The sequence below is a fragment of the Streptomyces sp. NPDC014864 genome (assembly GCF_043081525.1).
Classification (GTDB): domain Bacteria; phylum Actinomycetota; class Actinomycetes; order Streptomycetales; family Streptomycetaceae; genus Streptomyces.
In genome coordinates this window covers 354,838-377,910 of record NZ_JBIBWT010000004.1, presented here as the reverse complement: position 1 = coordinate 377,910, position 23,073 = coordinate 354,838, and the positions used below count along the sequence as shown (strand labels likewise).

The window sequence follows — 23,073 nt, the reverse complement described above, 5'->3', positions numbered from 1 at the left end:
CTTCCGCAAGATCGTTTTCAGCGGTCGCTCAGCTGCCCGCTCATCCACTGAAGCGTCCCCGGGATCTCGCGCCGCCAGGTGTTGAAGTTGTGGCCGCCGCTGTCGAGGATGATCGACGCGATCCGGGTCTTGTTCGTCGCCTTCACCGCGTCGACGAAGGCGAGCGTGGCCTTGTAGTCCGTCTCGCCGATCCTGCTGCTGGTGACCAGCAGCGAAGTGTCCGGAGCGGGCCGGTGCTTGATGCTCCACCACAGGTCGGCACGATTCTGCAGTTCCTTGTTGCCATGGAAGAGATCACCCGTGGTGGGGTCGATCGGCGCCTTGTAGTAAGGGGAAAGACCGGCGCCCGCGGCATACACCTCCGGATGGTGCATGGCGAGTTTCAGCGCGCAGTAACCGCCCGTGGAATCGCCGACGATGCCCCAGCTCCCCGGCTTCTTGCCGATCCGGTAGTGCGCGAGGAGGGCGTCGGGCAGATCCCTGGCGAAGAACGACTCGGTCTGCGGCCCTCCCGGAATGTCCACGCACTCCGTGTCGCGCGGCGGCGCCACCGTCGGCCGCAGCATCACCAGGATCATCGGCTGCATCCGCCCGTCCTTCGCGAGCTCCTGCGCCGTGCGTGGATAGTTCAGCTTCGTCACGAGCGCCTGGGCGGTGCCCGGGTAGCCGGTGAGGACCACGGCCGCCGGGAACGTACGCGTGCGGTACTGCGGCTGGAAGTACTCCGGCGGCAGGTACACGAACGCGGGCGAGGCGATGCGGGTCGTACGGCCCACGATGTCGACCTTCTGGATCTGCCCGGCCACCTGCGGCCGCGTCCCGCCCGACATGTTCATCTGCTGGGTGCCGATCACCTGGAGCGGGCCGCTGGTGCCGCCGGCCGTCGAGTGGTCGACGACGACCCCTTGGTCGGTCTCCTGCCCGAACAGGTCGGCCCAGGTCGCGTAGAACCCGAACGCCTGGTTCGCGGCGAGGGCGACGCAGGCGAACAGCGCCAGCTGGGTGGCCAGCAGCAGACCGACACGCCCGCTGACGGACCGCCAGGTCCGGCGCGCCAGCTGCGGCCAGAGCCACACCGTGCCCACGAACAGCAGCACGGCCATCAGGACCGTCAGTACCAGCACTTTGTTGCTCGTGAGACCCATGGGCTCTTTCCTGCCTGCACTTCCCGCCCGGGCCCGCCGCCGCTTCCTTCGCGAGGGCTTGCCCCGGCCTTTCCCTTGCCTTTGACCCGACTTTCCGAAGGGGAGTGAACCTCTCTCCCCGAGACACCGTCCTAGAGGGCGCAATGTCGCCGGATGCCCGGATCGGCACCGGATTCAAGGTCTCTCGCAGAACTACGGGATGCGATGTCTGTCAGGATAGATGGGGAAATGTCAGGTGGGGTTCCGGGCCGATCAGTTCGTGTGCGCCGCGCCCTGCGCGGCCCGCGCCCCGAAGCCGTCCCCGCTCTGGTCGGCAGGGCCTGCTCCGTCGTGGGTCTCCTGGACATCGCCGCGGGCGTGTTCCCGCGCTTCCGGCACAGCCGTATGCACGCCATCGCCGAGGTACTGCCGGGCTCCTTCGGCCCCTTCGCCGCGGCGCTCTCGCTCAGCGCGGGCGTGCTCCTGCTGCTCCTCGCGCACGGCCTGAAACGCCGCAAGCGCCGGGCGTGGCGCGCGGCCGTGGCCCTGCTGCCGGCCGGCGCGGCCGCGGAGTTCGTCTACCGGCACTCCGTCATCGGAGTGGTCATCTCCGCCGCCCTGCTCGCGCCGCTGCTGATCCACCGGGCCGAGTTCGGCGCCCTGCCCGACCCGCGCAGCCGGTGGCGGGCCCTGGCCAACTTCATCCTCATGAGCGCCGGTTCGCTGGCGCTCGGAATGATCATCGTCAGCGTCCACCCGCACCGCATGGTCGGCAACCCGAGCGTGGCCGACCGGCTGACCCATGTGGTCTACGGCCTGTTCGGCTTCGAGGGGCCGGTCAGCTACCAGGGCAACACCTCCTGGACCGTTGCCATCTCCCTCGGCGCCCTCGGCTGGCTCACCGCGGTCACCACGGTCTATCTCGCCTTCCGCCCCGAACACCCCGCGGCCCGCCTGACGGAGGAGGACGAGACGCGGCTGCGCGCCCTGCTCGCCAAGCACGGCGCCCGCGACTCCCTCGGCCACTTCGCGCTGCGCCGCGACAAGGCGGTCGTCTTCTCCCCCAGCGGCAAGGCGGCCGTCACCTACCGCGTGGTCTCCGGCGTGATGCTCGCCAGCGGCGACCCGATCGGCGACGTCGAGGCCTGGCCGGGCGCCATAGAGCGCTTCATGGACGAGGCCAAGGCGCACTCCTGGACGCCCGCCGTCATGGGCTGCTCCGAGACCGGCGGCGAGGTGTGGACCCGGGAGACCGGCCTGGACGCCCTGGAACTGGGCGACGAGGCGGTGGTGGACGTCGCGGATTTCTCGCTCGCCGGACGCGCGATGCGCAACGTCCGCCAGATGGTCAAGCGCATCGAGCGGGCCGGCTACGAAACCCGGGTACGGCGCATCCGTGACCTCGGCGACGCCGAACTGGACCGCGTCCGGCGGGCCGCGGAGGACTGGCGCGGCACCGACACCGAACGCGGCTTCTCCATGGCGCTGGGCCGCATCGGCGACCCCGCCGACGGAGACTGCCTCATCGCCACCGCCCACAAGACCGACGACGAGCCCGGCCCCTACGGCGACCTGAAGGCGATCCTGCACTTCGTGCCCTGGGGCACCGACGGCGTCTCCCTGGAGCTGATGCGGCGCGACCGCGCCGCCGACCCCGGCATGAACGAACTGCTCATCGTCGCCGCCCTCCAGGCCGCGCCGAAGTTCGGCGTCCAGCGGATCTCCCTCAACTTCGCCATGTTCCGCTCGGCCCTCGCCCGCGGCGAGAAGATCGGCGCGGGCCCGGTGCTGCGCGCCTGGCGCGGGCTGCTGGTGTTCCTCTCCCGCTGGTTCCAGATCGAGTCGCTGTACAAGTTCAACGCCAAGTTCCAGCCCCGCTGGGAACCGCGCTTCGTCGTCTACCGCGCCTCCTCCGACCTGCCCCGGATCGGCTTCGCCGCCATGCAGGCGGAGGGCTTCGTCAGCCTCGCCCTGCCGCTGCCCCGCTTCCTGCGCCACCGCACGGCCGCCCCGCGCCCCTGCCCGCACGCGGTGGCGGAGCGGGACGTGCGCGCGGCGTGAACCGGCCAGGGCCCGTGCGCAGGCCGCAGCTGCGGCGCCGGGGTCCACCCCAGGGCCCGGGCCGCGGGAAGTCACGACGCCCGGGCCGCGGGAAGTCACGGCCGCACCCTGGGCCTACGCTGAACGTATGAACAACCAGAGCGGGCGCGGCCGAGTGGCGGGCCTTCCGGCATGGGACCGCTGCGCGGTCATGGGGGTCGTGAACGTCACCCCCGACTCCTTCTCCGACGGCGGCCGCTGGTTCGACACGACCGCCGCCGTGAAGCACGGCCTCCACCTGGTCGCCGAGGGCGCCGACCTCGTCGACGTCGGCGGCGAGTCCACCCGCCCGGGCGCCACCCGCGTGGACGAGGCCGAGGAACTGCGGCGCGTCGTCCCGGTCGTCCGCGGCCTCGCCTCCGAGGGCGTCACCATCTCCGTCGACACCATGCGCGCCTCCGTCGCCGAGCAGGCCCTCGCCGCCGGCGCCGCGCTGGTGAACGACGTCAGCGGCGGCCTCGCCGACCCCGCCATGATCCCCGTCGTGGCGGACACCGGCGCCCCCTTCGTCGTCATGCACTGGCGCGGCTTGCTGCAGGGCGGCAACGTCCAGGGCTCCTACCAGGACGTCGTCACCGAAGTCGTCGACGAACTCCGCACGCGCGTGGAGGCCGTCCTGGCGGGCGGCATCGCCCCCGACCGCGTCGTCGTCGACCCCGGCCTCGGCTTCTCCAAGGAGGCCGAGCACGACCTCGCGCTCCTGGCCCACCTCGACCGCCTGCGCGCCCTCGGCCACCCCGTCCTGGTCGCCGCCTCCCGCAAGCGGTTCCTCGGCCGCGTCCTGGCCGGCCCCGAGGGCGCGCCGCCCCCCGCACGGGAACGCGACGCCGCCACGGCCGCCGTCTCCGCCCTCGCCGCACACGCCGGCGCGTGGGCGGTACGCGTGCACGAGGTCCGCGCGACGGCGGACGCGGTACGGGTCGCGCACGCCGTGGAAGAGGCGCGTACCGGCCGGCACGCGCCCGGCGAGAACGCGCCGGAAGGAACCCGGTGAGCGCCCCCCACACCGACGTCGAACAGGTCGAGGCCGCCAACACCGCCTTCTACGAGGCGATGGAACGGGGCGACTTCGAAGAGGTGGCCTCACTCTGGCTCACGCCCTCCGACCTGGGCGTCGACGAGGAGTACCACGACCCGGCCGACACCGGCGTGGTGTCCTGCGTGCACCCCGGCTGGCCGGTGCTCACCGGGCGCGGCGAGGTCCTCAGGTCGTACGCGCTGATCATGGCGAACACCGACTACATCCAGTTCTTCCTCACCGACGTGCACGTCTCGGTCACCGGCGACACCGCTCTCGTGACCTGCACCGAGAACATCCTCAGCGGCGGCCCCGCCCCGGAGGGCGCCGACGAACTCGGCCCGCTCGTCGGACAGCTCGTCGTCGCCACCAACGTGTTCCGGCGCACCTCCGCCGGGTGGAAGCTGTGGTCGCACCACGCCTCCCCCGTTCTGGCCGAAAACGGCGAGGACGAGGACGACGAGGCCCCCGCCTGAGTGGGTAGGTGGCCCCGCGAGGGCCGTGAAGTGGTTGGAATCACGGGCCTCGTGCAAGGGCGGCTTCCGACCCGCGGGCGGCCGGGTTCTCCAGGGGAAACACCCGGTGAACCCTGACGGACCGGCCCGAAACCAGCCGCCCCGGGACCTGGCGCTGTCCGGGTCCGCAGGTAGATTCGTCCCAGACCGGCCGCACCGCCCGCACTCGGTACGGACCGGCCGTCACCGACGATTGCAGGAGTGATTCGCGTGGATCGTGTCGCGCTGCGCGGCCTGAAGGCCCGCGGGCACCACGGTGTGTTCCCCGAGGAACGCCAGGAGGGCCAGCTCTTCGTCGTGGACCTCGTCCTCGGGCTGGACACCCGTCCGGCCGCGGCCGACGACGACCTGGCGAAGACCGTGCACTACGGCATCGTGGCGGAGGAGGCCGTGGCCGTGGTCCAGGGCGAGCCCGTCAACCTCATCGAGACGCTCGCCGAGCGCATCTCCCAGGCCTGTCTGAAGCACGAAGGGGTCCAGGAGGTCGAGGTCCGCGTCCACAAGCCGGACGCACCGATCACCGTTCCCTTCGACGACGTGACCGTCACCATCACCCGGAGCCGAGCATGACCCGACCTTCCCTCCAGGGTCACAGCGACCCGACCGTCCAGCCGGTGCCCGCCTCCGTCGTCGAGCAGGTCGACGCCGCCGACACCACCCTGTCCAACCCGAAACGGGCCGTGATCTCCCTCGGCTCCAACCTCGGCAACCGCCTGGAGACCCTCCAGGGAGCCGTCGACGCGCTGGAGGACACGCCCGGCGTGCGCATCAGGGCGGTCTCCCCCGTCTACGAGACGGAGCCGTGGGGCGTCGAGCCCGGCAGCCAGCCGTCCTACTTCAACGCCGTGGTCGTCCTCAAGACGACCCTGCCGCCGTCCTCCCTGCTGGAGCGGGCACACGCCATCGAGGAAGCCTTCAACCGGGTCCGCGACGAGCGCTGGGGGCCGCGCACCATCGACGTCGACATCGTCGCCTACGCCGACCTCGTCTCCGACGACCCGCACCTCACCCTCCCCCACCCCCGCGCCCACGAACGCGCCTTCGTCCTCGCCCCCTGGCACGAGGTGGACCCGGAGGCGCAGCTTCCGGGCCGCGGCGCCGTGGCCGACCTCCTGGCCGCCGTCACCCCCGCGGGCGTCGAGCCGCGCGCCGACCTGGAACTCCGGCTGCCCGAGTAGTCGTTAAGGTCAAGACGACGCACGGCGCGACCAGGCCGGGACCGGACCGGGGCGAGCCGCCGACGACCGGCCACAGTCCGGGGGAGCTGAAGGGACACCGTGAAAGAGCTGCGCATCAGGGTGCTGGCCGGCGTGTTCGTCGTCGCCGGAGTGCTGTCCTGGGCGGGCGCCCGCCTGTGGAACTCGGTGGGGACACTCCCCAGCGTCCCGCTGGCCGCCCCCATCGTCCTCGCCCTGATCGCGGCGGTCCTGCTGTCCACGGCGCTCTCGCTGCGCGCCCGTCTCAGAGCCCAGCGCGAGCGCCGCCCCGGCGCCAAGGGCGTCGACCCCCTGATGGCCGCCCGCGCGGTCGTCTTCGGCCAGGCCAGCGCCCTGGTCGCCGCCCTCGTCTCCGGGATGTACGGCGGCACGGGCGTCTTCCTGCTCGAACTCCTGGACATCCCCGCCCGCCGCGACCAGGCCCTCTACGCCGCCTTCTCCGTCCTCGCGGGCATCGCCGTGATAGCGGCCGCCATGTTCCTGGAACGCGTCTGCAAGCTGCCCGAGGACGACGACGAGAACCCCCCGGGCGCGGAACCGGCGGCGTGAGCGGACGTTCGAGGACCTGAGGCGCCCCAGCCGGCCCGCCGGGTCAGCGTGCCATGATGAGGCTCATCGCCTCGTTCCGCGTCGCCGCGTCCCTCAGCTGACCGCGCACCGCCGAGGTGAGGGTCTTCGCGCCGGGCTTGCGGATTCCGCGCATCGACATGCACATGTGCTCGCACTCGACGACCACGATCACGCCACGCGGTTCGAGGATCTCCATCAGCGAGTCCGCGATCTGCGTGGTGAGTCGTTCCTGCACCTGGGGGCGGCGGGCGTAGACGTCCACCAGCCGGGCCAGCTTGGACAGTCCGGTGATCTTCCCGCTCACGGACGGGATGTACCCGACGTGGGCGACTCCCCTGAAGGGCACCAGATGGTGCTCACAGGTGCTGTACACCTCGATGTCCTTCACCAGGACCATCTCGTCGTGCCCGAGGTCGAACGTGGTCGTCAGCACGTCCTCAGGCTTCTGCCACAGTCCCGCGAATATCTCCCTGTACGCCCGTGCCACCCGGCCCGGGGTTTCTCGGAGGCCCTCGCGGTCCGGGTCCTCGCCGACCGCGATGAGGAGTTCGCGTACGGCGTTCTCGGCGCGCTTCTCGTCGAACTCGCCGATGGGGCCCTCGCCGTCCAGCGTCACGGGGTCGGTCATCTGCAGCCTCGTTCCTGTGCTTGTCACGCGTGTGGGCCACGCGCCTCATCTGCGGACATACGGAAATGCCGCGTCCCCCAAGGCTAGAACCTTGGGGGACGCGGCATCCATTCCGGTCCGGTGGGACCACCGGGGCCCGGAGAGTGAGTTCCGTCAGCTCTCGCGGCGGTCCTCGGGTGCCTGCTCCGTGGCCGGGCTGCCGTGCTCCGTCGCCGTGGACTTGGCGGTGCTGATGGCCGGCGTAGCGCCGTTCGCACCGTTGGTCAGGGCCAGCTCCTTCGGGGAGAGGACCGGCGGGCGGGTGGACGGTGTGCGGCGGGAGGAACCGGTCCAGGCCGGCCGCGCCGGGCGCTTGACGATCTGGGCGAAGATCTCGGCGATCTCCTCCTTGCCCAGCGTCTCCTTCTCCAGAAGGGCCAGGACGAGGTTGTCGAGGACGTCGCGGTTCTCGACCAGGATCTCCCAGGCCTCGTTGTGCGCGTTCTCGATGAGCTTCTTGACTTCCTCGTCCACCAGCGCGGCGACCTCTTCCGAGTAGTCGCGCTGGTGAGCCATCTCACGTCCGAGGAACGGCTCGGTGTTGTCGCCGCCGAACTTGATCGCGCCGAGGCGCTCGGTCATGCCGTACTGCGTGACCATCGCGCGGGCGGTGGCGGTGGCCTTCTCGATGTCGTTCGCCGCGCCCGTGGTCGGGTCGTGGAAGACGAGCTCCTCGGCCGCGCGACCGCCCAGCATGTAGGCCAGCTGGTCCAGCATCTCGTTGCGCGTGGTGGAGTACTTGTCCTCGTCGGGCAGGACCATCGTGTAGCCGAGGGCACGACCGCGCGACAGGATCGTGATCTTGTGGACCGGGTCGGAGTTCGGCGAGGCCGCCGCGACCAGGGCGTGGCCGCCCTCGTGGTACGCGGTGATCTTCTTCTCCTTGTCCGACATGATCCGGGTCCGCTTCTGCGGCCCCGCGACCACGCGGTCGATCGCCTCGTCCAGCATCTGGTTGTCGATCAACCGCTTGTCGCTGCGGGCCGTGAGCAGCGCGGCCTCGTTCAGGACGTTGGAGAGGTCGGCGCCGGTGAAGCCGGGGGTGCGGCGGGCGACGGCGGCGAGGTCGACGTCCGGCGCGACCGGCTTGCCCTTCTGGTGGACCTTGAGGATCTCCAGGCGGCCCTGCATGTCGGGGCGGTCGACCGCGATCTGGCGGTCGAAGCGGCCGGGACGGAGCAGCGCCGGGTCCAGGATGTCGGGCCGGTTCGTCGCGGCGATGAGGATCACGCCGCCCTTGACGTCGAAGCCGTCCATCTCGACGAGCAGCTGGTTCAGGGTCTGCTCGCGCTCGTCGTGACCACCGCCGAGGCCGGCGCCGCGGTGGCGGCCGACCGCGTCGATCTCGTCGACGAAGACGATCGCCGGGGCGTTCGCCTTGGCCTGCTCGAACAGGTCACGGACCCGGGAGGCACCGACACCGACGAACATCTCGACGAAGTCGGAACCGGAGATCGAGTAGAACGGGACGCCGGCCTCACCCGCGACGGCACGCGCGAGCAGGGTCTTGCCGGTGCCGGGCGGCCCGTAGAGCAGCACACCCTTGGGGATCTTGGCGCCGACGGCCTGGAACTTGGCCGGCTCCTGCAGGAACTCCTTGATCTCATGGAGCTCCTCGACGGCCTCGTCCGCACCCGCGACGTCCGTGAAGGTGGTCTTCGGGGTGTCCTTGGTGATGAGCTTGGCCTTGGACTTGCCGAAGTTCATGACCCGGGAGCCGCCGCCCTGCATCTGATTCATCAGGAACAGGAAGACGACCACGATGAGGACGAAGGGCAGCAGGGAGAGCAGCACACCCAGGAAGGGGTTCTGCTTGGACGGCGACACCGTGTAGCCGTCCGGGATCTGCTTGTCCTGGTACTTGGTCTGCAGCGTGTTGGCGATGGTCACGCCCTGGTCGCCGATGTAGCTCGCCTGGATCTTCGAGCTGCCGTCGACCTTCTGGCCGTCCTTGAGCTCGACCTTGACGGTCTGCTCGTCGCCTGTGGTCAGCTTGGCCGACTGGACCCTGTTGTCATTGATCGCCGCCACGACCTGGCCGGTGTCCACCGTCTTGTAGCCGCCGGACGAGCCGACGACCTGCATCAACACGACCACGGCAAGGACGGCCAGCACGATCCACATGACCGGCCCACGGAAGTATCGCTTCACGTCCATCCATACGGAGCGGTGCCGCCCCGTCCCTCCTGCCATAGTGAGTTTGATAAGACAGTTCTTCTGACGGTACCCCAGCATTGTGGCCCGAAGCCGCACGGGAGGGCTGGCATTCCCGTCTGCATCCTCCAACGGCGGGAGGGCCTCCGGGGTTCCCGATCACCGTAGGGAGGTTGGGCCCTTCGGGGTCATCCGCCGTAGACGTGGGGCGCGAGGGTACCGACGAACGGCAGGTTCCGGTACTTCTCGGCGTAGTCCAGGCCGTAGCCGACGACGAACTCGTTGGGGATGTCGAAGCCGACCCACTCCACGTCGATGGCGACCTTGGCGGCCTCCGGCTTGCGCAGCAGCGTGCACACCTTCAGCGAGGCGGGCTCGCGGGAGCCGAGGTTGGAGATCAGCCAGGACAGGGTCAGGCCGGAGTCGATGATGTCCTCGACGATCAGGACGTGCTTGCCCTTGATGTCGGTGTCGAGGTCCTTCAGGATCCGCACGACACCGGAGGACTGGGTGCCCGCCCCGTAGGAGCTGACGGCCATCCAGTCCATGGTGACGGGGGTGGACAGCGCTCGGGCGAGGTCGGCCATGACCATCACCGCGCCCTTGAGGACGCCGACGATGAGCAGGTCCTTGCCCGCGTACTCCGCGTCGATCTTCGCGGCCAGGTCGGCCAGCTTCGCGTCGATCTCTTCCTTGGTGATGAGCACCTGCTTGAGGTCGGCACCCATGTCTTTCGCGTCCACCCGCATCACTTTCGGTCGTCCCGCATATGTGGCTCGCCGGGCCTCTCCGGGGAGGAGACCGGCCGCCCGGCACCTCCTCGGCGGAGAGGCCGGCCGCCTCCCGGGAGGGGAGGGATTCAGCCTTGCCGAATCACCAGTCTGCCACCCTGCCGCTGGGCGACGACCCGGCCGGGGAGGTTGATGGCCCCCTGACCGCGCCATCCGGTGATCAGCCGGTCGACTTCCTCGATGTGCCGGGCGAACAGCGAACCGGCCGGTGCGCCGGCCTCGATGGCGGCGCGGCGCAGGATGCGGCGGCGTACGGCGGGGGGCAGGGCGTACAGCTTGGCGCACTCCAGACGGCCGGCGGCGTCCCGGACGGAGGCCTCGGCCTGGCTGGCCCAGGCGTCGAGGGCGTCGGCGTCGTCGCGGGAGAGCTGGGCGGTGCGGGCGAGGGCCTCGACGACGCCCTTGCCGAGGGCCTTCTCCAGGGCGGGCAGGCCCTCGTGGCGGAGCCGGGACCGGGTGTAGGCGGGGTCGGCGTTGTGCGGGTCGTCCCAGACCGGCAGCGACTGGACCATGCAGGCCTTGCGGGCGGTCTGCCGGTCCAGGTGCAGGAACGGCCGGCGGTAGCGGCCGCCGGCCCCCGAGACCGCGGCCATGCCGGACAGGGAGCGGATGCCGGAGCCGCGGGCGAGGCCGAGCAGGACGGTTTCGGCTTGGTCGTCGCGGGTGTGGCCGAGCAGGACGGCGGCGGCCGTGTGGCGTTCGGCGGCCGCGTCCAGGGCGGCGTAGCGGGCGTCGCGGGCGGCTGCCTCGGGGCCGCCGCCGCGGCCGACGGTCACGGCGACGGACTCGACCGGGTCCAGGCCGAGCTCGCGCATGCGCAGGGCGACCTCGTCGGCGCGCAGGTCGGAGCCTGGCTGCAGGCCGTGGTCGACGGTGATGCCGCCCGCGCGGACGCCCAGCTTGGGGGCCTCGAAGGCGAGGGCGGAGGCGAGGGCCATGGAGTCGGCGCCGCCGGAGCAGGCCACGAGGACGAGGGGCGACGGGGGGTGCTCGTGCGGGGCGGGCGGTGCGCCCTGCGGGGCCGGCAGCACGCGCCGCGGGGGCTGCTCGCGCCGCGGGCCGTGCAGTGCCTTCGCGGGCCGCGCGGGCGGCAGTCCGGCGTGGGACGAGGCTTGCTCGTCGAGGATGTCGTGGAGGACGCGGCGCACCGCCAGGCGTATCGCCGCGACCGCAGGATGGGGACCCATGTCCGGTTCCCTTCACGGAGTTTTCGGGGGGTGAGCCCGAAGTTCGGTCACTCAGAGTATGTAGATGGTGACAGAAACGGGCCGTTCCCCGAGCATTGCACGCCTACCCATCGCTCACGGTCCCTCGGACGGGTGATTGGCGGCGCGTTCGCCTGCCGACGGCCGGATCGGGTTCACGAAGTTCGAACGTTTCTCACGACTCGGCCCTGCGGTGCACCCGTGCGATCCAGTCCGCCGGCTTGGCGATCTCCGCCTTCGTCGGAAGGGTGTTCGGGGACGTCCACACGCGGTTGAAGCCGTCCATGCCGACCTCGTCGACGACCGCGCGGACGAAGCGCTCACCGTCGCGGTACTGGCGCAGCTTGGCGTCCAGGCCGAGGAGCTTGCGCAGGGCCAGGTCGAGGCGGGAGGCGCCCTTGGCACGGCGCTGCTGGAACTTCTCGCGGATCTCCGCGACGCTCCGTACGACGTCGGGGCCGACGCCGTCCATCACGAAGTCGGCGTGGCCCTCCAGCAGGGCCATCACGGCGGTGAGGCGGCCGAGGATCTCCCGCTGGGCCGGGGACTGCACCATCTCGACGAGGGACCGGCCGCCGTCGCCCTCCTCGCCCTCGGGGCGGCCGCCGGCGAGCGACTGGGCGGCCTCCCGGATGCGCTCCAGGAAGGCCATGGGGTCGACGTCCGTCTCCGCCAAGAACGACTGGATTTCGCCCTCCAGGTGGTCGCGCAGCCAGGGCACGGCGGTGAACTGCGTGCGGTGCGTCTCCTCGTGCAGGCACACCCAGAGCCGGAAGTCGTGGGGCTCGACGTCGAGCTCGCGTTCGACGTGGACGATGTTCGGGGCGACGAGGAGCAGCCGGCCGCCGCCGTTCTGGCCGGCGGGCAGGTCGCGGGCGGAGGGGGCGAAGGTCTCGTACTGGCCGAGGACGCGGGAGGCGAGGAAGGACAGCAGCATCCCGAGTTCGACGCCGGTGACCTTGCCGCCGACGGCGCCGAGGACCGAGCTGCCGGCGGTGCCGCCGCGCCGCTCGTGCATCTTCTCCAGCAGAGGCCTGAGGATCTCGCGGAACCCGGCGACGTTCGCCCGCACCCAGCCGGGGCGGTCGACCACCAGCACCGGGGTGTCGTGGGTCTCGTCGGTGCCCAGACGAGTGAAGCCCCGGACGTGTCCCTCCGAGGCCCTGGCATGTCGGCGCAGCTCCGCGACGACGGCCCGGGCCTCGTCGCGGGTCACCTCGGGGCCCGGCCGCAGGAGCCGGGTCGCGGTCGCGACCGCGAGGTTCCAGTCGATCATCCCGGAAGATGCGGCACCACCGATGCTCGTCATGCGTCAACGGTACGTGAGCGCCGCCGCTTGGGGCAGGCCACGAAGTCCGGCCCGGGGTGCGGGGGCCGGGCCACGGTGTCAGCGGCAGCCGCAGGACGCCAGTGCCGTGGCGGTGCGGTCCAGGGCCGACTGGGCGGCCGCGGGGGCGGTGGTGTTCTCCGTGAGGAAGGCGAAGGCCAGGAGGCGGCCGTCCTGGTCGACGACGGTGCCCGCGAGGGTGTTGACGCCCGTCAGGGTCCCGGTCTTGGCGCGTACGAGCCCTGCCGCGCCGTCCGCGTAGCGGCCGCTCAGGGTGCCGGTGAAGCCGGCGACCGGGAGCCCGGTGAGCACGGGGCGCAGATCGGGCCGGGTCGGGTCGCCCGCCTTCGTCAGCAGGGCGGTGAGCAGGTCCGCCGTCAGCTTGTCGGCGCGGTTCAGGCCGCTGCCGTCGTGGAAGACGGTGCCCCCGAGGGGGAGGTGGAGCTTGTCGAGTTCGGTGGCGATCGCGGCGGCACCGCCGTCGAAGTCGGCCCGCCCGCCCGTGGCGACGGCGGTCTGGCGGGCGAGGGCCTCCGCGATGTCGTTGTCGCTGTTGGTGAGCATGCGCTCGACCACGGCGGACAGCGGTGGCGAGGTGACCGTCGCCAGGGTCTGCGCGCGGGACGTCGCCTTGGAGGGGCCGGGGGCGGTGGTCGCGATGCCGCGGCCGGCCAGCAGGCGGGCGAAGGTGCGGGCCGCGTCCGGGGCCGGTTGCGCCGCGCGGGGCGCGGGGCCGCTGTCCGAGTCGTCGGTGCGCGCCTCGTCGGCCATCAGGGCGCTGACCGGGGCGAGGTTCTCGTTGACGCCGATGGGGTGCAGCTCGGGACCGGCGTACAGGGTGGTGTCGTAGGAGAGCGTCACCTTGCTCACGCCGCGCTTCTTCAGGGCCGTCGCCGTCCTGTCGGCGAGGGTGCGCAGGCTCGCCCGGCCTCCGGCGTCCTTGCGGGCGGTGAGGGTGGGGTCGCCGCCGCCGACGAGGACGAGTTCGCCGGTGCCGGGTTCGAGTGCGGTGCGGGTGGTCAGGCGGTGGTCCGCGCCGAGCGCGGAGAGGGCGGCGACGGCGGTGGCGATCTTCGTGGTGGAGGCGGGGGTGAGCGCGTCGCCGGAGTTCTCGCCGTAGAGCCGCCTGCCGGTGGCGACGTCGACGACCTCGGCGGTGTGGTGGGTGCCGAGCGCCGGGTCCCCCAGGAGCGGGCGGAGGACGTCGGCGAAGGCGGGTCCGGTGGGGGCCGACTTCACGACGGCGCCGGTGCGGCCGAGGCCCACGAGGACGGCGGCGGCGCTGGGGGCCGGGCGCGGCCCGCCGGACCGGGTGCCGGACGACGTATCGGACGTATCGGAACCGGGGCCGTGATCTGCGCCACCCGCGCGTTCCCGGGCGGCTGCCCAGTCCCGCTCGGCCGTACGCTGACCGGAGGAGTCCCAGGGACCCGCGGCGGTGACCACACCGGCGGCCAGCGCCAGCCCGGCGGTGGCGGCGCCCGCGGTGTACCGCCAGGCCTTCGGCACGGCGAGCCGTGGCCCAACGGCCTGCGTGAGCCGCGCGACCCGTGGTTCCACGGCCCGCGTGACCCGCGTGACCTGCGGTTTCACGGCCCGCGCGGCCCGTACGAGGTGCGGTCGCGCGACCCGCGCGACCCGTGCCAGACGTGGCCTCGCGGCACGCCAGGCCCTCAGCTCCGGCACGACCACCAGCCCCTTTCGCGATCACACACGTGCGTGAGGGACACTTAACCACCAGAACTATGTGTTGATCATGGAGGAGCCACCGGTGGAGTTCGACGTCACGATCGAGATTCCGAAGGGTTCGCGGAACAAGTACGAGGTGGACCACGAGACCGGTCGGATCCGCCTGGACCGTCGACTCTTCACCTCGACCAGCTACCCGGCCGACTACGGCTTCGTCGAGAACACCCTCGGCGAGGACGGCGACCCGCTGGACGCGCTGGTGATCCTGGACGAGCCGACGTTCCCCGGCTGCCTCATCAAGTGCCGCGCGATCGGCATGTTCCGGATGACGGACGAGGCCGGCGGCGACGACAAGCTGCTGTGCGTGCCGGCGTCCGACCCCCGGGTCGAGCACCTGCGGGACATCCACCACGTGTCGGAGTTCGACCGTCTGGAGATCCAGCACTTCTTCGAGGTCTACAAGGACCTGGAGCCCGGCAAGTCCGTCGAGGGCGCCAACTGGGTCGGCCGCACCGACGCCGAGGCGGAGATCGAGCGTTCCGTCAAGCGCTTCCAGGAGCACGGCGGTCACTGATCCACGCACTGCCGCCGGGCCGCGTGCCCCCTACGGGGGTGGCGCGGCCCTTCGGCTTGCCCGTGCGCATACTGAGGCTTACGGAAGGTGTCGTTCAGGGAGCGTTGCCCAGTGACGGATGCGGAGGACCGCAAGCCGCAGTCGGACCAGGCGAGGAGCGTCTTCAGGGCTGCCGCGGTGGCGTCGGCGCCCCCGGTCGTCGAGGGCGAGTCGTCCACGACGTCCGAGTTCGCACTGCCCGAGGGGCTGGCCGCCCCCAGAGCCGGCGGCAGTGAGCCGGAGACCACCTCGGAGTTCGCGCTCCCCAAGGGGCTCGACGTCCCGCAGGCGCCGGGCGCGGAGCCCGAGGGGTCCGCGTTCAGCCCGCCGAGCACCTACAGCGCCCGGCAGCCTCCCGCCTTCACCCCGCCGAACGGCGTCCCAGTGGTCAGCCTGACCAAGGACCTCCCCTGGCAGGACCGGATGCGCACGATGCTGCGCATGCCGGTGGCCGAGCGCCCGGCGCTGGAGCCGGTGCACAAGACGGAGGACGGCGGACCGGCCGTCCCGCGCGTCCTCGACCTGACCCTGCGTATCGGCGAGCTGCTGCTCGCGGGCGGCGAGGGCGCCGAGGACGTCGAGGCGGCGATGTTCGCGGTGTGCCGGTCCTACGGGCTGGACCGCTGCGAGCCGACCGTCACCTTCACGCTGTTGTCGGTCACCTACCAGCCGTCCCTGGTCGACGACCCCGTGACGGCGTCCCGGACGGTGCGCCGCCGGGGCACCGACTACACGCGTCTGGCGGCCGTGTTCCGGCTCGTCGACGACCTCAGCGACCCGGAGACCCATGTCTCCCTGGAGGAGGCCTACCGGCGGCTCGCCGAGATCCGCCGCAACCGGCATCCCTACCCCGGCTGGGCCCTGACCGGGGCGGCCGGGCTGCTCGCGGCCGCGGCCGCCGTGCTCGTCGGCGGTGGCCTGCTCGTCTTCGTCACGGCCGCGATCGGCGCGATGCTCGGCGACCGGCTGGCGTGGCTGTGCGCGGGGCGCGGGCTGCCGGAGTTCTACCAGTTCACGGTCGCCGCGATGCCGCCGGCGGCGCTCGGCGTTGCGATCACGGTGACGCACGTCGACGTGAACGCCTCCGCGGTCATCACCGGTGGGCTGTTCGCGCTGCTGCCGGGACGGGCGCTGGTGGCGGGCGTGCAGGACGGCCTGACCGGCTTCTACATCACCGCCTCCGCGCGCCTGCTGGAGGTCATGTACTTCTTCGTCGGCATCGTCACCGGCGTGCTGGTGGTCCTGTACTTCGGTGTGAAGGTGGGCGCCCAGCTGAACCCCGACACGGCGATGGGCATCAGCGAGCGGCCGTTGCTGCAGATCATCGCGTCGATGCTGCTGTCGCTGACCTTCGCGGTGCTGCTCCAGCAGGAGCGGTCCACCGTGCTCCTGGTGACGCTCAACGGCGGTGTCGCGTGGTCGGTGTACGGCGCGATGCACTACGTCGGCGACCTGTCGCCGGTGGCCTCGACCGCGGTCGCGGCGGGCCTGGTCGGACTGTTCGGGCAGCTGCTGTCCCGGTACCGGTTCGCCTCGGCGCTGCCCTACACGACCGCGGCGATCGGTCCGCTGCTGCCCGGTTCGGCGACGTACTTCGGTCTGCTGTCCATCGCCCAGAACAACGTCGACAAGGGGCTGGTGTTCCTCGCCAAGGCAGTGTCCCTGGCCATGGCGATCGCGATCGGCGTGAACCTGGGGTCGGAGATCTCGCGGCTGTTCCTCAGGCTGCCGGGCGGCGTCGCCGCGGGGCGGCGGGCGGCCAAGCGTACGCGAGGCTTCTGAGGCCCCTGGGGCCCTGCGGGTCCCCAGGGGGGCTCAGCGGGTCGGAGGGCTTCAGGGGGCGCGGTAGTAGCCCTGGTCGTACGGGTACTGCTGCCGGTCGCGGCCCGGGTCCCGGTCCTGGCGCGGATTCTGCCCCTGGGCCTGGTTCTGACCCTGGGTCTGGTTCTGGCCCGGGTCCTGCCCGTGGGCGCCCGCCCGGCCGTCGTACGGCTGCTGGGGGTACCGCTGGTCCGGGTACTGCTGGTGCGACGGGTACTGCGGCTGCTGGTGCGAGGGGTACTGCGGCTGCTGGTGCGACGGGTACTGCGGCTGCTGGTGCTGCCCCTGCTGCCCGCCGTCGTAGTACCGCTGGTCGTAGGAGCCGTAGTGCTGCGGCTCCTGGGGGTACTGCTGGGGCTGGTGGGGCTGGGGCTGCTGGAGGGCGCCGTAGCCGTGCTCCCGGCGCTGGCCCTGGCCCTGGTCGCGGACGCCGTCCTGGCCCTGGACCCGGCCCTGCTCCTGGTGGGACGGCTCGACGCGGCGCAGCCGGGTCGTCGCGTCGTCCATGAGCGGCTGTCCGGCCGGCTGCTGGTACGGGGCGGCCGGCTCCTGCGGGTTCTTCTTCGCCTGGGAGCGGGCGCGCAGGAACTCGATGGCGATCGGGACCACCGAGACGAGGACGATCAGGATGAGGATCGCCTCGATGTTCTGCTTGACGAAGGCGATGTTGCCCAGCCAGGAGCCGAGCAGGGTGACGCCCGCGCCCCACAGGACGCCGCCGATGACGTTGAAGACCAGGAACGAGCGGTACCTCATGCCGCTGACACCCGCGACGATCGGCGTGAAGGTGCGCACGATCGGCACGAAACGGGCCAGGACCAGGGACTTCGGACCGTACTTCTCGAAGAACTCGTGCGCCTTGGTGACGTTCTCCTGCTTGAACAGGCGGGAGTCAGGGCGGTTGAAGAGGGACGGGCCCACCTTCTTGCCGAACATGTAGCCCGCCTGGTCGCCGAGGATCGCGGCGACGCAGATCAGGGCGATCGCGCCCCACAGCGGGAAGTCCATCTGGTGCGAGGTGATCAGCAGACCGCACGTGAACAGCAGGGAGTCGCCCGGCAGGAAGAAGCCGATGAGCAGGCCGGACTCGGCGAAGACGATGAGGAGCAGCCCCCAGATGCCGAACGTGTCGAGGAGGTGGTTCGGATCGAGCCAGCTCGGGCCGAGGGCAAGCGTCATCACGGTTCCGGGCTCCTGAGGGGGTGGGAGGTACGGCGTCGGGGGTGCGGCCGCACAAAGCTATCAACGCATGGTCTGCGGAACGGGTTCCACATGTGCCGACCAGGATGCACGGCAACCCTCCCTGACCCAAGCTGAGAACCATGGGAATCGAGGATTACGGCGGCGGCCAGGGCCCCCACCCGGAGGTGCTGGTCGTGACCACGAACGACGTGCCCGGCTTCCGTGTGCAGCAGGTCATCGGCGAGGTCTTCGGCCTGACCGTGCGGTCCCGGCACCTGGGCAGCCAGATCGGCGCGGGTCTGAAGTCGATGATCGGCGGTGAGCTCAAGGGGCTCACCAAGACGCTGGTGCAGACCCGCAACCAGGCCATGGAGCGGCTCGTGGAGCAGGCACGCGCGCGGGGCGCCGACGCGGTGCTGGCGTTCCGCTTCGACGTGAGCGAGGCGGCGGACGTGGGCACCGAGGTCTGCGCGTACGGCACGGCGGTGGTCCTGGCCCGGGAGTGACCCGCACGGGGTTCCCGGGCCGAGGTCCTGGGCGGGGTTCTGGGCCGGACTCCCGGGCCGGGGTCCCTGGACGGGGCTCCGGGCCGGGCTCCCGGGCCTGCGCGGTCCCGGGCCGCGGTCGCGGCGTCCGGGTCAGCAGTCGTGCCGGTCCGCGTTGGCGAGGATCGCCCCCTTGAGGTGCTCGGCGAGACCCGGACGCATCGCGTCGTAGAACGCCTTGAAGCGCTCGTCGGCGACGTACATCCCGGCCAGGCACCGGTGCATGTCGTACGGGCACTCGTAGAACCAGCGGGAGATGTGCCGGCGGTGCTCCTCGGCCAGGTCCATGGCCGCCTCGCCGGTGGGCGGCCCGCCGGCGGCCACCACGTCCGCGTAGCGCGCGTTCCAGGCGTCGGACTCGGCCTGCATCCGCTGCCAGTCGTCCTTGGTGTAGCGGGCGGCCCGGCGCTGCGACTCGGCGTACGCCTCCGTGCCGCCCCAGCGCCGCTCCGTCTCCTCGGCGTACTGCCCGGGGTCGTGGTCCCCGAAGACCTCGAACCGCTCCTCGGGCGTGAGGTTGATGCCCATTCTGCGTGCCTCCATGGCGTGCTCCACGGCCGCCGCCATCTTCTGCAGTCTCTCGATCCGGGCGATCAGCACCTCGTGCCGGCGGCGCAGCTGCGCGCGCGGGTCCACGTCCGGGTCGTCGAGCAGCGCGGCGACCTCCTCGAGCGGGAAGCCGAGCTCCTTGTAGAACAGGATCCGCTGCAACCGGTCGAGGTCGGCGTCGGTGTAGCGCCGGTGCCCCGCGTGGCTGCGCTCGCCGGGGACCAGCAGGCCGATGCCGTCGTAGTGGTGCAGGGTGCGCACCGTCACCCCGGCGAAGCCGGCGACCTGTCCCACGGAGTAGCTCACTTCCGCTCCCTTCTCGTTCCGCCCTCCACGCTGCGCCCTCACGCGGCGTGAGGTGCAAGCCCGTTCGGCCTCCGGGGCGGGTTTTCCTCCGGATGTTGGGCGGCATTTGTCCGCTTATCGTGAGCGCGTGACCCAGGACACCGCTCAGCAGCCCGCCGGCACCCCGGCGGCTCCGGCACGCGTCCTGCTGACGATGCTCGTGCCCGCCTTCGTCGTCGGGGTCGCCGCGAGTCTGCTGTTCCTCCTGGTGAGCGGGGTGGCGGAGCGGTTGCAGCGGGTGCTGTGGGGGAACCTGCCCGGGGCGCTCGGGGTCGGGCCGTACTCGGTGGCCTGGATGCTCATCATGCTCACCGCGACCGGCGTGGCGGTGGGGCTGGTGGTGTGGAAGGTGCCGGGCCACGCGGGTCCCGACCCGGCGACCCTGGGCCTCACGGCCGCCCCGATGGCGCCGCGTGTGCTCCCCGGTCTGCTGCTGGCGGCCGTCCTGATGCTGGCGGGCGGTCCCAGCCTGGGTCCGGAGAACCCGATCATCGCGGTCAACGTCGGGCTCGCGTTCTGGGCCGGGCGCAGGCTGCTGCCCCGGGTGCCGGGCGCCGCGTGGGCCGCGCTGGCGGAGGCGGCGACGATCGGTGCCCTGTTCGGCACGCCGGTGGCGGCCGCGCTGGTGATCTCCGAGGCGCTGGCCGGACGTCCGGTGAGGGGGGCGCTGTGGGACAACGTCTTCGCTCCGCTGGCGGCCGCGGCAGTGGGATCCATGACCGCCACCCTGGTGGCCCATCCGAGCCTCGACCTGCGTCTGCCCGAGTTCGGCGAGCCCGCCTGGAAGGACCTGCTGTCGGTGCTGGTGGTCGCGCCCCTGGCGGCCGTGCTCGGCATGTGCGCCGTGTACGTCTTTCCGTACGTCCACCGGGCCTTCGGGCGCCTCGGGCACCCGATGCTGGCCCTGCCGGCCGGCGGGCTGGTCCTGGGTCTGCTCGGGGCGCTCGGCGGGCCGCTGACGCTCTTCAAGGGGCTGTCCGAGGTGGCGGAGCTGGCGCGCAACCCCGACGGCTGGACGGCGGGTCGGTTCGCCGTCATGGCGGTGGTCAAGCTGGCCGCGCTGGTCGTCGCCGCGTCCTGCGGCTTCCGCGGCGGCCGGATCTTCCCGGCCATCTTCGTCGGTACGGCCTTCGGCCTGTGCGCCCATGCCCTGGTGCCCGCGGTGCATCCCGCGCCGGGCGTGGCGTCCGCCGTGCTGGGCATCCTGCTGGCCACCACCCGGCAGGGCTGGCTCAGTCTGTTCACGGCCGCGGTCCTCGTGGCCTCGCCGATGATCCTGACCCTGCTCTGCGTCGCCTCGCTGCCGGCCTGGCTGCTGGTGACCGGGCGGCCGAAGATGCAGCTGAAGGGGGACGGTACGGCGACGTCGTGAACCCCCTTGTCTGTAGCACCCGTTGCTCTCCGGGCCCATGCTTTCTCGGCTCCTTGCTCTCTCGACTACTTGCTCTCTCGACTCCTTGCTCTCTCACCCCCCCGACCCCGTGAATCCCCGCTCCTCCAGGAGGACCGTTCATGCCGCTCCACCACGGCCATCGCAAGCGCGACGAGCGCCCCGTGTCCGTCAACCCCTTCTACGGCGAGGCCAACCCGGTCGGCAACATGACCGAGGCCCCGCCCAAACACCGGCTCCCGGACGCCCCGATGGCGCCCACGACGGCGCATCAGCTCGTGCACGACGAGCTGATGCTGGACGGCAACTCCCGTCTGAACCTGGCCACCTTCGTCACCACCTGGATGGAGCCCCAGGCCGGGCAGCTGATGGCGGAGTGCCGCGACAAGAACATGATCGACAAGGACGAGTACCCGCGCACCGCCGAGCTGGAGCGGCGCTGCGTGGCCATGCTCGCCCATCTGTGGAACGCGCCGGACCCGGAGGCGGCCGTGGGCTGTTCGACGACCGGGTCGAGCGAGGCGTGCATGCTCGCCGGGATGGCGCTCAAGCGGCGCTGGGCACGGCGCAACGCCGACCGGTACCCGGGCAGGGAGGCCCGCCCGAACCTCGTCATGGGCGTCAACGTGCAGGTCTGCTGGGAGAAGTTCTGCACCTTCTGGGAGGTGGAGGCCCGCCAGGTCCCCATGGAGGGCGACCGCTTCCACCTCGATCCGCAGGCCGCCGCCGACCTGTGCGACGAGAACACCATCGGTGTCGTCGGCATCCTCGGCTCCACCTTCGACGGCTCCTACGAGCCGATCGCGGACCTGTGCGCTGCCCTGGACGCACTGCAGGAGCGCACCGGCCTCGACGTCCCGGTGCACGTCGACGGCGCATCGGGCGCGATGATCGCGCCCTTCCTCGACGAGGACCTGGAATGGGACTTCCGCCTCCCGCGCGTGGCCTCGATCAACACCTCGGGGCACAAGTACGGGCTGGTCTACCCGGGTGTCGGCTGGGCGCTGTGGCGCGACAAGGAGGCACTGCCGGAGGAGCTGGTCTTCCGGGTCAACTACCTGGGCGGCGACATGCCGACCTTCGCGCTCAACTTCTCCCGCCCGGGCGCGCAGGTCGTCGCGCAGTACTACACGTTCCTGCGCCTGGGCCGCGAGGGCTTCCGGCTGGTGCAGCAGTCCACCCGGAACGTGGCGCGCGGACTCGCCGAACGCATCGAGGCACTCGGCGACTTCGAGCTGCTCACCAGGGGCGACGAGCTGCCGGTGTTCGCGTTCACGACCGCCTCCGACGTCGAGGCGTACGACGTCTTCGACGTCTCACGGCGGCTGAGGGAGAGCGGCTGGCTGGTGCCGGCGTACACCTTCCCCGCGAACCGGGAGGACCTCTCGGTGCTGCGGGTGGTGTGCCGCAACGGCTTCTCCGTCGACCTCGCGGACCTGTTCCTGGACGACCTGAACCGGCTGCTGCCGGAGCTGCGCCGGCAGCCGCACCCGATGACCCGGGACCGGCAGGCGGCGACCGGCTTCCACCACTGATCTCCGCCGACTGCCACTGATCTCCGCCGACCGCCCTGACCACCGGCGACCGTCACTGACCACCGAGCGCCGCCGCGGGCCGACCGGGCGGGGCGGGCGCGGGTCCGGCGCCCGCCCGGCCCGGTCAGTCCCGGGACGTGCCCCGTTCCAGCGCCACCAGCTCGAACGCCGTCTTCCCGTCCAGCGACTCGCGGACGATGTCGGCGTGGCCGGCGTGCCGGGCGGTCTCCCGGATGAGGTGCAGGCACAGCCACCGCATGGAGACGCGCTCGTCCGGCGGGAACCAGGGCTGGTCCGGGAGCGGGAAGGTGTCGTCGAGGCTCGGCACCGAGCGGATGAAGGCCTCCGTCTCGGCCTCGACCTTCTCCCAGTACGCGAGCTGCGACGCCAGCGTCTCGTCACCGACCAGCTGGAAGCACTCGTGCCAGTTCGCCCGGTTCCGCTCCACGGCCGGCGGCTCCTGGCGGGCGCGCGCCAGCCAGGCCTGCTCGACCTCGGCGCAGTGCTTGACCAGCCCGGCCAGGGTCAGTTCGCTCGCGCTGGGGCGCGACCGGGCCTGCTCCTCGGTCAGCCCGAGCACCGCCCGGCGGACACCGCCGCGCTGTTCCGCGAGGAACGCCAGCAGCGCCCCGCGCTCGTCTCCGTGTGCCTCGGCTCGTACGTGCGTGACCATGACCGGCCGCCCTTCGTCGGGGTCGTCTTTCCTGACACCGACG

General features: G+C 71.7%; 21 protein-coding genes. 11 read left to right on the top strand and 10 right to left on the bottom strand.

Going from position 1 to position 23,073, the window contains the following annotated elements; all coding sequences use genetic code 11:
* Positions 1–17: 17 nt before the first annotated feature.
* A complete protein-coding gene (locus ACF1A5_RS10260; RefSeq protein WP_392192388.1) occupies positions 18–1,145 on the bottom strand; it encodes an alpha/beta hydrolase in 1,128 nt (375 codons plus the stop codon).
* Between the two features lie 228 nt (positions 1,146–1,373).
* Between ACF1A5_RS10260 and ACF1A5_RS10255 the strand changes: the two genes are divergently transcribed.
* The 6 genes from ACF1A5_RS10255 to ACF1A5_RS10230 all read left to right on the top strand — a co-directional run bounded on the left by ACF1A5_RS10255 (position 1,374) and on the right by ACF1A5_RS10230 (position 6,523).
* Positions 1,374–3,185: a phosphatidylglycerol lysyltransferase domain-containing protein gene (locus ACF1A5_RS10255; RefSeq protein WP_392192387.1), complete on the top strand. Its 1,812-nt coding sequence runs from the start codon at positions 1,374–1,376 to the stop codon at positions 3,183–3,185.
* Positions 3,186–3,312: 127 nt separating this feature from the next.
* On the top strand, positions 3,313–4,218 hold the full coding sequence (gene folP / locus ACF1A5_RS10250; protein WP_392192386.1) for a dihydropteroate synthase: 906 nt from the start codon (positions 3,313–3,315) through the stop codon (positions 4,216–4,218).
* Positions 4,215–4,718: a nuclear transport factor 2 family protein gene (locus tag ACF1A5_RS10245; protein ID WP_392192385.1), complete on the top strand. Its 504-nt coding sequence runs from the start codon at positions 4,215–4,217 to the stop codon at positions 4,716–4,718. Before folP ends, ACF1A5_RS10245 begins: the two co-directional genes overlap by 4 nt.
* Before the next feature lie 249 nt (positions 4,719–4,967).
* Positions 4,968–5,327 (top strand): dihydroneopterin aldolase, encoded by a 360-nt coding sequence (folB, locus tag ACF1A5_RS10240; protein ID WP_392192384.1) that lies wholly within the window; start codon positions 4,968–4,970, stop codon positions 5,325–5,327.
* On the top strand, positions 5,324–5,935 hold the full coding sequence (folK, locus tag ACF1A5_RS10235) for a 2-amino-4-hydroxy-6-hydroxymethyldihydropteridine diphosphokinase (protein ID WP_392192383.1): 612 nt from the start codon (positions 5,324–5,326) through the stop codon (positions 5,933–5,935). The genes folB and folK overlap by 4 nt, the downstream gene beginning before the upstream one ends.
* Positions 5,936–6,034: 99 nt before the next feature.
* Positions 6,035–6,523 carry a DUF3180 domain-containing protein gene (locus ACF1A5_RS10230; protein ID WP_392192382.1) on the top strand — a complete coding sequence of 163 codons (489 nt, stop codon included), beginning with the start codon at positions 6,035–6,037 and terminating at the stop codon, positions 6,521–6,523.
* 43 nt (positions 6,524–6,566) lie between these two features.
* Here the strand turns inward: ACF1A5_RS10230 and folE are convergent, their stop codons facing one another.
* The 6 genes from folE to dacB all read right to left on the bottom strand — a co-directional run bounded on the left by folE (position 6,567) and on the right by dacB (position 14,380).
* On the bottom strand, positions 6,567–7,172 hold the full coding sequence (gene folE, locus ACF1A5_RS10225) for a GTP cyclohydrolase I FolE (RefSeq protein ID WP_392192381.1): 606 nt from the start codon (positions 7,170–7,172) through the stop codon (positions 6,567–6,569).
* Between the two features lie 153 nt (positions 7,173–7,325).
* Positions 7,326–9,368 carry an ATP-dependent zinc metalloprotease FtsH gene (ftsH, locus tag ACF1A5_RS10220; RefSeq protein ID WP_392192380.1) on the bottom strand — a complete coding sequence of 681 codons (2,043 nt, stop codon included), beginning with the start codon at positions 9,366–9,368 and terminating at the stop codon, positions 7,326–7,328.
* 185 nt (positions 9,369–9,553) lie between these two features.
* Positions 9,554–10,114, bottom strand: a complete 561-nt coding sequence (gene hpt / locus ACF1A5_RS10215; RefSeq protein WP_390659411.1) for a hypoxanthine phosphoribosyltransferase — start codon at positions 10,112–10,114, stop codon at positions 9,554–9,556.
* 110 nt (positions 10,115–10,224) lie between these two features.
* Complete coding sequence (gene tilS, locus ACF1A5_RS10210) at positions 10,225–11,343, bottom strand: tRNA lysidine(34) synthetase TilS (RefSeq protein WP_392192379.1); 1,119 nt, start codon at positions 11,341–11,343, stop codon at positions 10,225–10,227.
* 193 nt (positions 11,344–11,536) lie between these two features.
* On the bottom strand, positions 11,537–12,670 hold the full coding sequence (locus ACF1A5_RS10205) for a zinc-dependent metalloprotease (RefSeq protein WP_392192378.1): 1,134 nt from the start codon (positions 12,668–12,670) through the stop codon (positions 11,537–11,539).
* 78 nt (positions 12,671–12,748) lie between these two features.
* On the bottom strand, positions 12,749–14,380 hold the full coding sequence (gene dacB, locus ACF1A5_RS10200; protein ID WP_392192377.1) for a D-alanyl-D-alanine carboxypeptidase/D-alanyl-D-alanine-endopeptidase: 1,632 nt from the start codon (positions 14,378–14,380) through the stop codon (positions 12,749–12,751).
* Positions 14,381–14,459: 79 nt separating this feature from the next.
* Between dacB and ACF1A5_RS10195 the strand changes: the two genes are divergently transcribed.
* Together ACF1A5_RS10195 and ACF1A5_RS10190 are read left to right on the top strand one after the other, a co-directional pair.
* Entirely contained in the window at positions 14,460–14,951 is a 492-nt protein-coding gene (locus ACF1A5_RS10195) for an inorganic diphosphatase (protein WP_392192442.1), read from the top strand.
* A gap of 111 nt (positions 14,952–15,062) precedes the next feature.
* Complete coding sequence (locus tag ACF1A5_RS10190; RefSeq protein ID WP_392192376.1) at positions 15,063–16,772, top strand: threonine/serine exporter ThrE family protein; 1,710 nt, start codon at positions 15,063–15,065, stop codon at positions 16,770–16,772.
* A 51-nt stretch (positions 16,773–16,823) separates the two neighbouring features.
* Here ACF1A5_RS10190 and ACF1A5_RS10185 read toward each other — a convergent pair whose 3' ends face one another.
* Positions 16,824–17,993, bottom strand: coding sequence for a DedA family protein (locus tag ACF1A5_RS10185; RefSeq protein WP_392192375.1), 1,170 nt, complete (start codon positions 17,991–17,993; stop codon positions 16,824–16,826).
* 140 nt (positions 17,994–18,133) lie between these two features.
* Here ACF1A5_RS10185 and ACF1A5_RS10180 point away from each other — a divergent pair, with 140 nt between their 5' ends.
* Entirely contained in the window at positions 18,134–18,499 is a 366-nt protein-coding gene (locus ACF1A5_RS10180; RefSeq protein WP_392192374.1) for a YbjQ family protein, read from the top strand.
* A gap of 132 nt (positions 18,500–18,631) precedes the next feature.
* Here the strand turns inward: ACF1A5_RS10180 and ACF1A5_RS10175 are convergent, their stop codons facing one another.
* Positions 18,632–19,393, bottom strand: coding sequence for a MerR family transcriptional regulator (locus tag ACF1A5_RS10175; RefSeq protein ID WP_392192373.1), 762 nt, complete (start codon positions 19,391–19,393; stop codon positions 18,632–18,634).
* A gap of 127 nt (positions 19,394–19,520) precedes the next feature.
* On the opposite strand from ACF1A5_RS10175, the gene ACF1A5_RS10170 reads away from it, so the two are divergent.
* On the top strand, positions 19,521–20,804 hold the full coding sequence (locus ACF1A5_RS10170; protein ID WP_392192372.1) for an ion channel protein: 1,284 nt from the start codon (positions 19,521–19,523) through the stop codon (positions 20,802–20,804).
* A gap of 140 nt (positions 20,805–20,944) precedes the next feature.
* Positions 20,945–22,357, top strand: coding sequence for a glutamate decarboxylase (locus ACF1A5_RS10165; protein ID WP_392192371.1), 1,413 nt, complete (start codon positions 20,945–20,947; stop codon positions 22,355–22,357).
* A 124-nt stretch (positions 22,358–22,481) separates the two neighbouring features.
* Here the strand turns inward: ACF1A5_RS10165 and ACF1A5_RS10160 are convergent, their stop codons facing one another.
* The gene (locus ACF1A5_RS10160; protein WP_392192370.1) at positions 22,482–23,030 is read right to left on the bottom strand and encodes a DinB family protein; all 549 of its coding nucleotides are present in this window, start codon (positions 23,028–23,030) and stop codon (positions 22,482–22,484) included.
* Between the last annotated feature and the right edge of the window lie 43 nt (positions 23,031–23,073).

Excerpts from the sequence above, each read along its gene's own strand:
- folK (WP_392192383.1), top strand. The coding sequence starts at position 5,324 with ATGACCCGACCTTCCCTCCAGGGTCACAGCGACCCGACCGTCCAGCCG.
- ACF1A5_RS10255 (WP_392192387.1), top strand. The coding sequence starts at position 1,374 with ATGTCAGGTGGGGTTCCGGGCCGATCAGTTCGTGTGCGCCGCGCCCTG.
- ACF1A5_RS10260 (WP_392192388.1), bottom strand. The coding sequence starts at position 1,145 with ATGGGTCTCACGAGCAACAAAGTGCTGGTACTGACGGTCCTGATGGCC.
- tilS (WP_392192379.1), bottom strand. The coding sequence starts at position 11,343 with ATGGGTCCCCATCCTGCGGTCGCGGCGATACGCCTGGCGGTGCGCCGC.
- folE (WP_392192381.1), bottom strand. The coding sequence starts at position 7,172 with ATGACCGACCCCGTGACGCTGGACGGCGAGGGCCCCATCGGCGAGTTC.
- ACF1A5_RS10160 (WP_392192370.1), bottom strand. The coding sequence starts at position 23,030 with ATGGTCACGCACGTACGAGCCGAGGCACACGGAGACGAGCGCGGGGCG.
- ftsH (WP_392192380.1), bottom strand. The coding sequence starts at position 9,368 with ATGGACGTGAAGCGATACTTCCGTGGGCCGGTCATGTGGATCGTGCTG.
- hpt (WP_390659411.1), bottom strand. The coding sequence starts at position 10,114 with ATGCGGGTGGACGCGAAAGACATGGGTGCCGACCTCAAGCAGGTGCTC.
- folP (WP_392192386.1), top strand. The coding sequence starts at position 3,313 with ATGAACAACCAGAGCGGGCGCGGCCGAGTGGCGGGCCTTCCGGCATGG.
- ACF1A5_RS10180 (WP_392192374.1), top strand. The coding sequence starts at position 18,134 with ATGGGAATCGAGGATTACGGCGGCGGCCAGGGCCCCCACCCGGAGGTG.
- ACF1A5_RS10165 (WP_392192371.1), top strand. The coding sequence starts at position 20,945 with ATGCCGCTCCACCACGGCCATCGCAAGCGCGACGAGCGCCCCGTGTCC.
- ACF1A5_RS10205 (WP_392192378.1), bottom strand. The coding sequence starts at position 12,670 with ATGACGAGCATCGGTGGTGCCGCATCTTCCGGGATGATCGACTGGAAC.